This window comes from Rhizobium sp. RAF36 (genome assembly GCF_052114105.1).
GTDB lineage: Bacteria > Pseudomonadota > Alphaproteobacteria > Rhizobiales > Rhizobiaceae > Rhizobium.
On record NZ_JBFREC010000004.1, the window covers coordinates 241,513 to 254,977 of the forward strand.

General features: G+C 61.5%; 13 protein-coding genes. 11 read left to right on the top strand and 2 right to left on the bottom strand.

Translation table 11 applies throughout. The annotated features are described in order from the left end of the window. Positions 1–5: 5 nt before the first annotated feature. The 10 genes from AB4Z25_RS16450 (at position 6) to AB4Z25_RS16495 (ending at position 10,891) form a co-directional block, all read left to right on the top strand. The gene (locus AB4Z25_RS16450; RefSeq protein ID WP_442208544.1) at positions 6–1,673 is read left to right on the top strand and encodes an ABC transporter ATP-binding protein; all 1,668 of its coding nucleotides are present in this window, start codon (positions 6–8) and stop codon (positions 1,671–1,673) included. A gap of 22 nt (positions 1,674–1,695) precedes the next feature. Further along, positions 1,696–3,063, top strand: coding sequence for an alpha-glucosidase/alpha-galactosidase (locus AB4Z25_RS16455; RefSeq protein WP_442208545.1), 1,368 nt, complete (start codon positions 1,696–1,698; stop codon positions 3,061–3,063). Positions 3,064–3,188: 125 nt separating this feature from the next. Further along, entirely contained in the window at positions 3,189–4,136 is a 948-nt protein-coding gene (locus AB4Z25_RS16460; RefSeq protein ID WP_442208546.1) for a lytic transglycosylase domain-containing protein, read from the top strand. A 226-nt stretch (positions 4,137–4,362) separates the two neighbouring features. Then, entirely contained in the window at positions 4,363–4,854 is a 492-nt protein-coding gene (gene msrB / locus AB4Z25_RS16465; RefSeq protein WP_442208547.1) for a peptide-methionine (R)-S-oxide reductase MsrB, read from the top strand. Positions 4,855–4,869: 15 nt separating this feature from the next. Continuing rightward, positions 4,870–6,726: a cytochrome c biogenesis protein DipZ gene (locus AB4Z25_RS16470; protein WP_442208548.1), complete on the top strand. Its 1,857-nt coding sequence runs from the start codon at positions 4,870–4,872 to the stop codon at positions 6,724–6,726. Positions 6,727–6,738: 12 nt separating this feature from the next. Continuing rightward, on the top strand, positions 6,739–7,473 hold the full coding sequence (gene msrA, locus AB4Z25_RS16475; protein WP_442208549.1) for a peptide-methionine (S)-S-oxide reductase MsrA: 735 nt from the start codon (positions 6,739–6,741) through the stop codon (positions 7,471–7,473). Between the two features lie 28 nt (positions 7,474–7,501). After that, on the top strand, positions 7,502–7,951 hold the full coding sequence (gene msrB / locus AB4Z25_RS16480) for a peptide-methionine (R)-S-oxide reductase MsrB (RefSeq protein ID WP_442208550.1): 450 nt from the start codon (positions 7,502–7,504) through the stop codon (positions 7,949–7,951). After that, a complete protein-coding gene (gene msrA, locus AB4Z25_RS16485; protein ID WP_112388653.1) occupies positions 7,948–8,454 on the top strand; it encodes a peptide-methionine (S)-S-oxide reductase MsrA in 507 nt (168 codons plus the stop codon). The genes msrB (AB4Z25_RS16480) and msrA (AB4Z25_RS16485) overlap by 4 nt, the downstream gene beginning before the upstream one ends. A gap of 142 nt (positions 8,455–8,596) precedes the next feature. Further along, on the top strand, positions 8,597–8,893 hold the full coding sequence (locus AB4Z25_RS16490; protein ID WP_112388652.1) for a hypothetical protein: 297 nt from the start codon (positions 8,597–8,599) through the stop codon (positions 8,891–8,893). Between the two features lie 198 nt (positions 8,894–9,091). Then, complete coding sequence (locus AB4Z25_RS16495; protein WP_442208551.1) at positions 9,092–10,891, top strand: diguanylate cyclase; 1,800 nt, start codon at positions 9,092–9,094, stop codon at positions 10,889–10,891. A gap of 17 nt (positions 10,892–10,908) precedes the next feature. On the opposite strand, the gene AB4Z25_RS16500 is transcribed toward AB4Z25_RS16495, so the two are convergent. Next, positions 10,909–12,084, bottom strand: a complete 1,176-nt coding sequence (locus tag AB4Z25_RS16500) for a vWA domain-containing protein (protein WP_442208552.1) — start codon at positions 12,082–12,084, stop codon at positions 10,909–10,911. Between the two features lie 204 nt (positions 12,085–12,288). Here AB4Z25_RS16500 and AB4Z25_RS16505 point away from each other — a divergent pair, with 204 nt between their 5' ends. Continuing rightward, the gene (locus AB4Z25_RS16505) at positions 12,289–13,065 is read left to right on the top strand and encodes a DUF1194 domain-containing protein (RefSeq protein ID WP_442208553.1); all 777 of its coding nucleotides are present in this window, start codon (positions 12,289–12,291) and stop codon (positions 13,063–13,065) included. 3 nt (positions 13,066–13,068) lie between these two features. On the opposite strand, the gene AB4Z25_RS16510 is transcribed toward AB4Z25_RS16505, so the two are convergent. Beyond that, entirely contained in the window at positions 13,069–13,341 is a 273-nt protein-coding gene (locus AB4Z25_RS16510) for a hypothetical protein (RefSeq protein WP_442208554.1), read from the bottom strand. Positions 13,342–13,465: the final 124 nt, after the last annotated feature.

Consider the following 13,465-nt stretch of genomic DNA (forward strand, 5'->3'; position numbering starts at 1 on the left):
TGCAGATGGCTCTCGCTCTCGTCAGTTCCTTCGCTCCACCCGTCCGCCACGACCATGATGGCCGCGACGAAACACCGATCATCGATGCGCGCAATATCGGCGTGAACTTCAAGGTCGAACACGGCACCGTGGAAGCGGTGAAGGACATTTCCTTCCAGCTCTATCGCGGCGAAACGATCGCCATCGTCGGCGAATCCGGTTCTGGAAAGTCGGTGACGGCGCGCACCGTCATGGGTCTGTTGTCCAAGCGCGCCGTCGTCGCCCCGCAGTCCTCGGTCGATTACGACGGCAAGAACATTCTGAAATTCTCGGAGCCTGCCCGCCGCAAGCTGCGCGGCAACCGCATCTCGATGATCTTCCAGGAGCCGATGAGCTCGCTGAACCCGATCTATACGATCGGCAGCCAGATCGTCGAAGCCATCCGCGTCCACAACAAGGTCAGCCGCAAGCAGGCCGAGGCGCGGGCGCTGGAGCTTTTGAAGCAGGTGCAGATTCCCGATCCGGAAATCCGCCTGCAGCAATATCCGCACCAGCTTTCCGGCGGGCAGCGCCAGCGCGTGATGATCGCCATGGCGCTCTCCAACAATCCCGATGTGCTGATCGCCGACGAGCCGACAACGGCGCTCGACGTCACTGTGCAGGCGCAGATCCTCAATCTCATCCGCAACCTGCAGAAGGAACTGCGGATGGCGGTGATCCTGATCACCCACGACCTGACGGTCGTCCGCCAGTTCTCCGATTACGTCTATGTGATGCAGCATGGCGAGATGCGTGAGCACAACACGACCGAGCAGCTCTTCGCCAATCCGCAGCATCCCTACACCAAGCATCTCCTGGCATCGGAGCCGCGCGGCCAGGCCAATCCGCTGCCTGAGGGATCGGATATCATTCTCGACGCCCGCGGCGTGCGCGTCTCGTTCATGATGCGCCATGGCGGTTTCTTCAAGCCGGAGCTGAAGGAGCTGGTCGCCGTCGACAGCCTCAACCTGACGCTCCGCCGGCACGAGACGCTAGGTCTCGTCGGCGAATCCGGTTCGGGCAAGACGACCTTCGGCCAGGCCCTGGTGCGCCTCAACGACCCGGATACCGGCGAGATCTATTTCGACCGGCAGCCGATCCATGGCAAGTCGCGATCCGAAATGAGGCCGCTGCGCTCGCGCATGCAGATCGTCTTCCAGGATCCGTTCTCGTCGCTCAATCCGCGCATGACGATCGGCCAGATCATCGAAGAAGGCCTCGTCGTCAACAAGCTCGGCGCCACCAGGGCTGAACGTCTCGAACGCGTGCGCGAAGCGCTGATCGCCGCCGGCATGCCGGGCAATATTCTCTCGCGCTTCCCGCACGAGTTCTCGGGTGGTCAGCGCCAGCGTATCGCCATTGCCCGGGCCATCGCGCTCGAGCCCGAATTCATCCTGCTCGACGAGCCGACCTCGGCGCTCGATCTCTCCGTCCAGGCGCAGATCATCGAGCTTCTGCGCAAGCTGCAGGACGAGCGCGGCCTGAGCTACCTGTTCATTTCGCACGATCTCAAGGTCGTGCGTGCCCTCTGCCATCGTGTGATCGTCATGCAGCATGGCCGGATCATGGAAGAGGGTCCCGTCAACGAAGTTCTCACCAATCCCAAGACCGCCTACACCGAACGGCTCGTGAAAGCCGCTTTCGAGGTAGCCTGACTGCCTGACGCCGGAGGTTCATATGGCAAATCCCAGAATTACGTTCATCGGAGCTGGCTCCACCGTTTTCATGAAGAATATCGTTGGCGATATCCTGCAGCGCCCGGCGCTGTCGGGCGCCACGATCGCGCTGATGGACATCAATCCGCAGCGGCTTGAAGAAAGCGCCATCGTCGTCAACAAGCTGATCTCGACGCTCGGCGTCAACGCCAAGGCCGAGACCTATTCGGACCAGCGCAAGGCGCTGGCAGGCGCCAATTTCGTCGTCGTCGCCTTCCAGATCGGTGGCTACGAGCCCTGCACGGTGACCGATTTCGAAGTGCCGAAGAAATACGGCCTGCGCCAGACGATCGCCGATACGCTGGGCGTCGGCGGCATCATGCGCGGCCTGCGGACTGTCCCGCATCTCTGGAAGATCTGCGAGGACATGCTCGCCGTCTGCCCCGAGGCGATCATGCTTCAATATGTCAACCCGATGGCGATCAACACCTGGGCGATCTCCGAGAAGTATCCCACCATCAAGCAGGTCGGCCTCTGCCACTCGGTGCAGGGCACGGCGATGGAACTGGCCCATGATCTCGACATTCCGTACGAAGAGATCCGCTACCGCTCTGCCGGTATCAACCACATGGCCTTCTATCTGAAGTTCGAGCATCGCCAGCCTGACGGCTCCTACCGCGATCTCTATCCGGATCTCGTCCGTGGTTACCGCGAAGGCCGAGCGCCTAAGCCCGGCTGGAACCCGCGTTGCCCGAACAAGGTGCGTTACGAGATGCTGACCCGCCTCGGCTATTTTGTCACCGAAAGCTCGGAGCATTTCGCCGAATATACGCCCTATTTCATCAAGGAAGGCCGCGAGGACCTGATCGAGAAGTTCGGCATTCCGCTCGACGAATATCCGAAGCGCTGCATCGAGCAGATCGAGCGTTGGAAGGGCCAGGCCGAAACCTACCGGACGGCGAACACGATCGAGGTCAAGCAGTCGAAGGAATATGCCTCCTCGATCATCAACTCGGTCTGGACCGGCGAGCCCTCGGTCATCTACGGCAACGTCCGCAACAACGGCTGCATCACCTCGCTGCCGGAAAATTGCGCCGCTGAAGTTCCCTGCCTCGTCGATGCCTCCGGCATCCAGCCGACCTATATCGGCGCCCTGCCGCCGCAGCTGACGGCGCTGATGCGGACCAACATCAACGTCCAGGAACTGACCGTTCAGGCCCTGATGGCGGAAAATCGCGAGCATATCTATCATGCCGCGATGATGGACCCGCATACGGCCGCCGAACTCGATCTCGACCAGATCTGGTCGCTGGTCGACGATCTCCTGGTCGCCCACGGCGACTGGCTGCCGGAATGGGCTCGCGGCAGCCGCAAGGTCCGCGCTGCTTAATCATCGGAATGACCGGCGCTGGGAGACGCCAGCGCCGGTAATCGTCTTGACTGGAGGCGGCAAAGCATTTCGTATGGCTACATTAGTCATGCGATGGCGGCGCTGTATGCCGGCGCCGGAACCAGATGAAGGCAGGCAGGCAGTCATCACAGAAAATCTTGCCGGCGCTCTTTGCGGCGTTGCTTCTCGCGTGGCAGCCCACGCCGCCAGCGCTTGCCGCCGGCGACCCGGAAGGGCCAGCCCCGGCCGGGTGTCTCTACACCCGTTCGGCTGCCGGATCGGGCGAGACGCTCTGCATCAAGAAGGACAGTTTCAACCGCGATCTCTGCAATGCCATCGAACGTTCGGCTGCAGATTTCCAGCTGCCGCCGGATTTCTTCGCGCGGCTGATCTGGCGCGAAAGCCGCTTCCGCGCCGATGCCCTGAGTTACAAGGGTGCCGAGGGCATAGCCCAATTCATGCCGGGAACGGCGAAACTGCGGGGCCTCAGAAACAGTTACGACGTTCTGGAAGCCCTGCACAAATCGGCGGAATATCTCGGCGAACTGCGCGACCGGTTCGGCAATCTCGGCTTCGCCGCGGCTGCCTACAATACCGGCGAGAACGGGCTGTCGAACTATCTCTCCGGCGGCAGCCTGCCATCCGAGACCCGCGCCTATGTGATCGGCATCACCTCCTACAGCGTCGACGACTGGAAGAGCAGCGCGCCCGAAATCGCGGCACCCGCGCTCGACAAGACCAAGACCTTCCTCGACAGCTGTGTTGCCCTTGCCGAACGCCGCAAGCTGCGCGAGCCCGCCTGGCAGACCGAGGGGACATGGATGCCCTGGGGCGTGCAGATCGCCGCCCATGCGAGTCCGGAGGCTGCCCGCCGCCTGTTCTTTGCCGCTGTCGGCAGGCTGCCGGCGCCCCTCAATGCCGAGCAGCCGCTGGTCATGCGCCAGCGTGACCGCAGCTTCGGCTTCCGGCCGCGTTATGTGACACGCATCGCCCGTCAGACCCGCGACGAGGCCAATCAGCTCTGCGCGCAAATCCGGAAAAGCAACGGCACCTGCCTCGTCTTCAGGAATTGAACGAAGGGCTTCACGGCCGCTCGCGATAATATGACCGGCGGTCTGCTTGCCGTCCACGAAAGAGCGGAATAGCGTCGTATTCTAAAAGATATAACGTCCCAGCGATATCCGCGAAATCAATTGCCCAGAGTGTCCAGCACTTTTCCTGTCCTGCCGTGTAACAAAATGCGCGCCGCGCCCGTACCTATCTGCAGACAGGACCAATTTCGGACAAGGAGGTCTGAAGATGTTGAATAGACGCATGCTGCTCCTGAATACGGGACTGGCCGCCATCGGCTTGCGGCTGGCGCTATCGGCGAGAAGCGCAAGTGCCGACGAGACATTTGCTGTCACGCATTCGGATGCCGAATGGCAGTCGCTGCTGTCATCCGACCAATATGCGGTTCTTCGCAAAGAGGCGACCGAACGGCCATTCACCAGCCCGCTTCTCAACGAACACCGCAAGGGCAATTTCGCCTGCGCCGGGTGCGATCTGGAGTCCTTCGCATCGACGACGAAGTTCGACAGCGGGACCGGCTGGCCGAGCTTCTGGGCACCGATCGACAACAAGGTCGTCGGCACGACGCGTGACGCCTCCTTCGGCATGGTCCGCGAGGCTGTCCACTGTGGGCGCTGCGGCGGTCACCTCGGGCATGTGTTCGACGACGGCCCGAAGCCGACAGGCCTGCGCTACTGCCTGAACGGCATCGCATTGAAATTTCATCCGGCCTCGGCCTGATAAACGGAAAATATCATGATCCTCTTTGTCCTCGCCTATCTGGGCGGCGTGCTGACGATCGTCAGCCCCTGCATCCTGCCGGTCCTGCCTTTCGTCTTCGCGCGGGCGGGGCAGCCGTTCATGCGCTCGACGCTGCCGATGCTGGCAGGCATGGCCGCAACCTTCGCAGCCGTCGCCAGCCTCGCCGCGATCGGCGGCGGCTGGGCGGTACAGGCGAACGAGTATGGCCGCTACGCCGCGCTCGTCCTGCTTGCCGTCTTCGGCATCGTTCTGCTCTTTCCGGCGCTCTCGGATCGCCTGACGCGGCCGCTTGTTTCGCTCGGCGCCCGCCTGTCGCAGTCCGCCGATAAGGGGAGCCGCAGCGGCGGTTCGACGGTTGTCGCCTCTCTGCTTCTCGGCGTTGCCACCGGATTGCTCTGGGCGCCCTGCGCCGGCCCGGTCCTGGGTCTGATCCTGACCGGTGCTGCCTTGCAGGGCGCCAGTGTCGGCACGACCTTGCTGCTGCTTGCCTACGCGCTCGGCGCTGCGACGTCGCTGGCGTTGGCGCTGCTCGTCGGTGGCCGCGTCTATCAGGTGATGAAGCGGTCGCTCGGCGCCGGCGAGTGGGTTCGCCGCGGCGTTGGCGTTGCCGTTCTCGTCGCGGTGGTGGCGATTGGGCTCGGGGCCGATACCGGCTTCCTGACGCAGGCATCGCTTGCCAGCACCGGCACTCTGGAGCAGGGTCTGATCGACAAGCTGCACCCCCAGCAACAGCAGGCTGACAACTCCGGTTCCTCGGTCCTCATGCAGGGTGGTGACGCGATGATGAGCGGCAACAACCAGATGATGATGAGCGGCAATCCGGCCATGAGCGGCTCGAACGCCATGATGATGAAAGGCGCGCCGAAAGCGGGCGGTGCCGAGGCGCTTCCCGTCGAAGCCACCATGCCGTCGCTCGACGGCGCCGTACAGTGGCTGAACTCGCCGCCGCTTTCCATGCAGGCTCTGAAGGGCAAGGTGGTGCTCGTCGATTTCTGGACCTATTCCTGCATCAACTGCATCCGCGCCATTCCCTATGTCAAAGCCTGGGCCGAAAAGTACAAGGATCAGGGCCTCGTCGTCATCGGCGTCCACGCCCCGGAATTCGCCTTCGAGAAGAATGTCGACAACGTCAAGAAGGCGATCGGCGATCTTGGCATCACCTATCCCGTCGCTATCGACAACGACTATGCGATCTGGCGGGCCTTCGACAATCAGTACTGGCCGGCGCATTATTTCATCGACGCGGAGGGCCGGGTGCGTCACCATCATTTCGGCGAGGGCGACTACGACGGCTCGGAGCGGGTCATCCAGCAGCTGCTCGCCGAAGCAGGCAAGGCGAACGTCTCGTCCGATATCGTCGACGTGAAGGCAACGGGCGCCGAAGCCGCATCGAACCAGGCGGACGTTCAGTCGCCGGAGACCTATGTCGGCTGGCAGCGTTCGCAGAATTTCGTCGATGACAAGGGTACGGTCAACGATGCCGCACATAGCTATGTTGCCGCCACGCCGCGTCTGAACGAATGGGGCCTGACAGGCAACTGGACTGTTGGCGCCGAACAGGCGAAGCTCAACGACAAGGACGGCAGCATCTATTACCGGTTCCATGCCCGTGACCTGCATCTCGTGCTTGGGCCGGGAGAAGACGGTAAACCGGTGCGCTTCCAGGTGACGGTCGACGGCAAGCCGCCCGGCGATGGGCATGGCGTCGATACTGACGCCGATGGCAACGGCACGGTCACCGGCCAGCGTCTCTACCAGCTGGTTCGCGAGACCGGCGCGGTCGGTGATCATACGTTCGAGATCCGCTTCCTCTATCCCGGCGTCCAGGCATTTGCGTTCACCTTCGGCTGAAAGGAGCAAACCATGACCAGCCAACAGGACAAGAACAGATCCAGCGGTGCGATCCGCACCATCGCGCTCGGCGCCGCCGCGCTGCTGATGACCGGCGCTGCCTTCTATTTCACGCCGTCATCGGCTGAAGAGGCGCGCGTTATCCCGGCGCCTGCCGTCGATGAGCAAGCGGCGTCAGGCATGGAGACGGCGACGTTTGCCGGCGGCTGCTTCTGGGGCGTGCAGGGCGTGTTCCAGAATGTAAACGGCGTGGTCAGCGCCACCTCAGGCTATGCCGGCGGCAGCAAGAGCACGGCGCAGTATGAAACGGTGAGCGGCGGCGATACCGGCCACGCAGAGTCCGTGCAGGTCGTCTTCGATCCGAAGAAGGTCAGTTATGGGCATCTGCTGCAGATCTATTTCTCCGTCGCCCACGATCCGACGCAGCTGAACCGCCAGGGGCCGGATACGGGCACGCAGTACCGCTCGGCAATCTTCCCCGCCGGCAACGAGCAGGCCAAGGTCGCCAAGGCCTATATCAGCCAGCTCAACCACGCCCGGGTCTTCGATGCGGCGATCGTCACCACCATCGAGCCGGGCAAGAATTTCTATCCGGCCGAGAATTATCACCAGGACTTCCTGACAAATAACCCGACCTATCCCTATATAGTGATCAACGATCTGCCGAAGATCGCAAGCCTCAAGCAGATGTTCCCTTCGGACTATCGCGACAAGCCCGTTCTCGTCGCGTCAGCCGGAGGCAATTGAGGCGGCAGGTCATTGCTAGGAGAAAATCATGCAGCACTATAAGAAGAGTGCCGAATCCATTGCCAAGCTCACGCCGGAGCAATACCGCGTGACGCAGCAATCGGGAACCGAGCGTCCCGGCACCGGCGAATATCTCGATAACAAGCAATCTGGCGTCTACGTCGATATCGTTTCGGGCGAACCGCTTTTTGCTTCTGCCGACAAGTTCGAATCCGGCTGCGGCTGGCCGAGCTTTACCAAGCCGATCGAGCCCGCCAATGTCAGCGAGCTGACCGATATCTCGCATGGCATGGTGCGCACCGAGGTGCGCTCCAGCCATGGCGACAGTCATCTCGGGCATGTCTTCCCCGACGGCCCGCGTGACCGCGGTGGCTTGCGCTATTGCATCAACTCGGCGTCGCTCCGTTTCGTCCATCGCGACCGGATGGAAGCGGAAGGATACGGCGCCTATCTCGACCAGGTGGAGGAAGTTCAATGACGACCGAACGCGCAGTTCTCGCAGGTGGCTGCTTCTGGGGCATGCAGGATCTGATCCGCCGCTACAATGGCGTGATCTCGACCCGTGTCGGCTATACCGGCGGCGAAGTGGCCAATGCCACCTATCGCAATCACGGCAACCACGCCGAGGCGATCGAGATCATCTTCGATCCGGCCAAGATCAGCTATCGCGAGCTTCTGGAATTCTTCTTCCAGATCCATGATCCATCGACCCTGAACCGCCAGGGCAATGACCGGGGCGCCAGCTACCGCTCGGCGATCTTCTACACGAGCGACGAGCAGAAGCGCGTCGCCGAAGATACCATCGCCGATGTCGATGCCTCAGGTCTGTGGCCGGACAAGGTCGTGACCGAAGTGACCGCCGACAGCGATTTCTGGGAAGCAGAGCCCGAGCACCAGGACTATCTGGAGCGGATTCCGAATGGCTATACCTGCCATTTCGTCCGTCCGGGCTGGAAGCTGCCGAAGCGCAACGCTGCCTGATCGCAGCGGCGATCGATGTTTGGGAGGAGGGGCGGCCGGCAGGCTGCCCCTTTTCATATGATCACAAATATTAGCGAAGCCGCTTTTTCGTTGGCGCGAATATTCGGTTCGGGTTATTCGGATTCCAAACGGGATTCGATTCATGGCCAACAAAGATCAAGTTCTCGTCACGCTGCGCACCTACATGCAGGTCAAGCGCGCGCATGACCGGAACCAGGCCGAATATCTCGCGATCCTTCAGGAGAAATCCAGGGAAGAACCGATCGATACCGCTGCGATTGCCGAGTTGACCGCCGCGCATCATGAGCTGCAGCGGCCGCTGATCGAAGAAATGAGCTACCGCTGGCAGGTTCTCGAAGCCTGGTATGATGACATCGAGGTCGATCTCGTTAGCTGGGCGATCCGCAATCCAAAATTTGCAAGCACCGCCCGGGGCTAGGCGGTTCTGTCTCTCCAGCCGGAGGATTTTGGTATTGTTGCGCCTGAAGCAGTTGTGGTATCGCCCTGCCGTGTTCCGGTGTAGCCGCTCAACTTTCACGCTTATTATTAAATACTCATTTAATGCTCGATCGATAAGATCGGCACATCAACGTACGATCCAGAACGCTGACTTCCATCGTGCAGACGAGATTTCGACATGCGGATTAGCACCATCACGAATTGGGCCTATGGCGTCACCGTCGGCCTGACGCTGCTATCCGGCGGCGCCTTCATCCTGTCCGCACGCAGCGCAGATTTCGAGCGCCGGGCCGTAGTCGAAAGCCAGGTTTTCGACGAGTTGTCCGAGCAACTGGCGATGGCAGCCGAGCAGACGAGCGAGGATGCACGCCTGTTCGTTATGCGGGGCGAAGACCGCCATCTTCAGGCCTTCAGGGGCGATGAAAAGGGCGAGCGGGATCGCGAGCAGGCGATAAAGTCTCTCAAGTCCGCGGCACTGTCTTCGCGGGAAGCAGCCTTGATCCAGGAAGTGGAACAGGATGGCGAGGCGCTGGATGCGCTCGAGGAGCGCGCCGTTGCCGCCTATACCAATGGCGACCGGGACGGGGCGCGGCAGGCGCTGTTCGGGCCGGAGCACGAACGGGTCCAGGGCGATCTTCTCACCAGTGTCCGCCAGTTCACCGATCTCGTTTCCACGCGCACCAGCGATGCGCTTGCGCAAGCCAAACAATGGAGCGACTTCTGGGGCGCCGTGGCCAAGAGCCTGCTCGGGCTGACCGCGGCGGTTTTCCTCGGCGTACTCTACTTCGTCCTCAGGCGCCGTGTCGCCATGCCGCTGATGCGGATGACTGGCATCGTCAACCGCCTCGCAAAGCAGGATTATGCCGTCGAAGTGCTGCCCGATAACAGGCGCGACGAGATCGGCGAGATGAATGATGCGATCCAGATCTTCCGCGACAATGGCCTTGAGCGCGAGCGGCTGGACGCCGAGCGGCGCGAGGACCAGCGCACCAAGGATCTCATCCTGCAGATGATGCACCGGCTGCAGGCCTGCCAGCGCCAGGAGGAGCTTGCAGAGGTCGTATCGCTGTTTGCGCCGCAGATCTTCCCGAATTTCGCCGGGCACCTCTATGTCATGAACGATAGCCGCACCGCCTTGAGCTCGATCGGCAGCTGGCGCGAGCCGCGCCGCGCCGGGCCGGCGCTGACCTCGGCGGAATGCTGGGCGCTGCGCCGCGGCCGGCCGCATGTCAGTGATGCCGCCGCGGGCGATATCCCATGCCAGCATCTTTCCCATGCAGAAGAGATGGGGATCTGTGTTCCGCTCTCGGCTCAGGGCGATACCGTCGGCCTTCTCTATTTCGAGGGCGCATCCGACGGCCAGGCAATCGCGGCGGCGCGTCTCTATTTCGAACTGATTGCCGAGAATATCGGTCTCGGCGTCGCCAATCTCCAACTGCGCGACCGGCTGATGGGGCTGGCGATAAGAGATGGTCTGACCGGGCTTCTGAACCGCCGCTCGCTGGACGAGGCGCTGAACCGGATCGCCCGGGACGGGGCAGGTGATGCGATCGCCATCATGGCGGATATCGATCATTTCAAGCGCTTCAACGACGAATTCGGCCATGACGCCGGAGACGAAGTCATGCGCCGGGTTTCCGCCATCCTCTCGGAAGCGGTCGGCGATGCCGGCATCGTCTATCGCTTCGGCGGCGAGGAGTTCGCAATCCTGCTGACCGGGACTTCCGAAGACAGCGCACTCGATCTGGCGGAAAAACTGCGGACGCTGATTGCGGCAACTCCTGTGACCTATCACGGCCGCCTGCTTGGCGCCGTGACCATCTCGGTCGGCGCTGCATCGACTGCGCGCGATGCGCCATCCGCAGACTTGCTGCTGCGTGCCGATGCGGCCCTGCTCAACGCCAAATCGAAAGGGCGAAACAGGACGATCGCCGACTGGGTGGAGCGCGCCGCATCCGACCGGCGCCGGGCGGTCTGACAGCTTTAGCTGTATCGCTAATTGGTCAGGCGGCTCACGGATTTGGTGGCGGTCTGGGCAATGGAAGCAAAGGCGGCGACAAGTCCATCCATGGTTTCCGGCTCATAGTAATTCGCCGTCGTTGATGCGCAATATTTGAGAAGGTTTTTGCCGTTGGCAGGGGCCATGAACGCGACGGTGTAGATCGTGATGCCGGCGCTCTTGGCGGCAGCGCATTCATCGCGCACCGACTGGTCGAGCGCCTTGCTCCACTGGTCGGTCATGCCGGTCATTTCACCGTCGGTCATCAGAACGATCACCCTGTCGGAGTTGGCATTGTCCTTCTTCTTCTGTTCGACACTTTCAGTGTCAGTGCCATAAATGTTCTTCTTGATGGTTGTGGTCGCTGTATTCACGGCCGAGGTCGCATCGGTTCCGCTGAGCGGAGCGACCACGATATTCGAAACGTAGCGGCGCGAATCCATTGTTCCCCAGGCCATCGCCGATTTCCCCTTGATACCCGCAGTATAGGAGATCACGCCTGTACGGACGTATTTTGCAGAAGGATCGGATTTGTCGAAGGCATCGAAGAGCGCGGTTGCGGCCTGCTTGAGGGCCTCGATCTTTGTGACATAGACCGGCGGGCCGTAAAGCAGGCAGCCATTGAAGATCGGGATGATGCATGTTGCGCTTTTCAGCGTCGTGGTGTTCTGCGACATCGAGGTGGATTCGTCGATGAGCACTTCAATCGACAGACCGCTTTTGGTGCTGCCGGATCCGCTGGTGGTGTTGCTCGCTGCCGCGATCGTCTTGCTGCTACCGGCAAGAAACGCGATCAGCGGCGTCAACGTCACCGTCGCGGAAGAATTCACTGCAACGGTGAAGGACTTTCCGGTCGCGCTCGTCGTCGTCGTGATCGTCGCATTGGTGGCGTTCTTGATCGCGGTTGCTGAGGTGGAACTGACATAATTGGCCATCTGGCCGCCGACGAAGTCTTTCGCCAGAGCCTTTCCGGAAGTCTCGTCGGCCTTGCCATCGGCAAGTGCTGTCGAGACCGCGAGCGCGGCGGAATCGGTTGCTTCCTGCAACTGGCGTTGAGAGAGCATGATGTTGCCGAGATCGATCGCCAGCCCTGCGGCGCCGATGAGCACAGGCAGGACGATCGCGGTCATCATCGCGAAGTTGCCATTGCGGCTGGTGCGTAGCTGCCGCATGTTTTGCAGAAAGCCAGACATCCGGTTGTAACGGCTTATATCCAGGATTGTGCCGTGCGATCTATCCGGGTGCTTAACACAATCAAAACGTGTTCAAAGAAGCGACCGTCTTTGAGACACGACAATCTTTCGAAGCCGCATTGGCGGACGCACGGTTCGGACTATATCCTTCGGCAGGGTCCATAGCCGGTGATTGGATTGCCGATGTTCGAGACGCTCGCGATACTCATGACGCTCACCGGAAGTGCGGCCGTGCCGGTACAGGCAGGCGCCGGCGAGGTCGACGTCAAGCTCGTGCTGGCCGTGGATACGTCCCGGTCGATGGACTTCGAAGAGGTGCGCATCCAGCGAGAGGGCTATATCGAGGCGCTCAAGCACAAGGAATTCATCGACGCCGTCAAAGGCGGTCTGACAGGGCGCATCGCCATCAGCTATTTCGAATGGGCCGGCTTCGTGGTGCCGGGCTCCGTGCTCGACTGGCATCTGATCGAGAACGAAAGCGATGCGATCGCATTTGCCGATAAACTGGAACAGCGGCCGCTGAACACCCAGAGGCGCACATCGATATCGACGGCGATTACTCAGGGGGCGTCGATGATCGTTTCGAGCCCCTATACAGCGATGCGGCAGGTGATCGATGTTTCGGGCGACGGCACAAACAATGCCGGCAACCCTGTTGCGCCAACCCGCGACAAGGCGGTGGAGGCGGGGCTCATCATCAACGGGTTGGCGCTGATGCTAAGGCCATCAGGGGCGCCGGGCGGCCTCGACAATTATTATGCCGACTGCGTCATCGGCGGCCCGGGCGCTTTCGTGCTGCCGGTCTACAAGATCGAGGATTTCGGCATCGCTGTCCGCCGCAAGCTGGTGCTTGAGGTCAGCGGCCTCAGCCCGGTTCCGGAAATCCAGAAGGCCGCTGCACAGCCGAAGAGCGATTGCATGGCCGGCGAAAAGCAGTGGCAGGATTTCTTCGATCGCTGAGGATCAATGCAGGCGTCCGCCGCTACTAGCTGCGAGATCCGCAGAAGTGATCCAGACGCGGCCGTCGAAGGCGACTTCGCCTCTGTCGGTTTTGCCGCTGGCGATACGCTCGATCAGCCCGAGATGCTGACGCACGGCGTCAATACGCTGCGGATTTGCCGCCTTCAGCGCTTCATCGAGCACGCAGACGGCCTGGCGCGCCGCGCCGTCGCCCATGATGATCAGCGTATGATTTGCCTTGGTGAGAATCTTGCCGGGAAGAGTGACGAGCCGCATCTTACCACCTCGATCTGTTTGCAAATGCCGCCTCAAGGAGAGGCCGCGACTGCCGCCAAGGCTGGTCCAATATGGTTAACGATTGGTTAACGCGCCGGAGCCGACGGGTGCGCGAACACGTAGC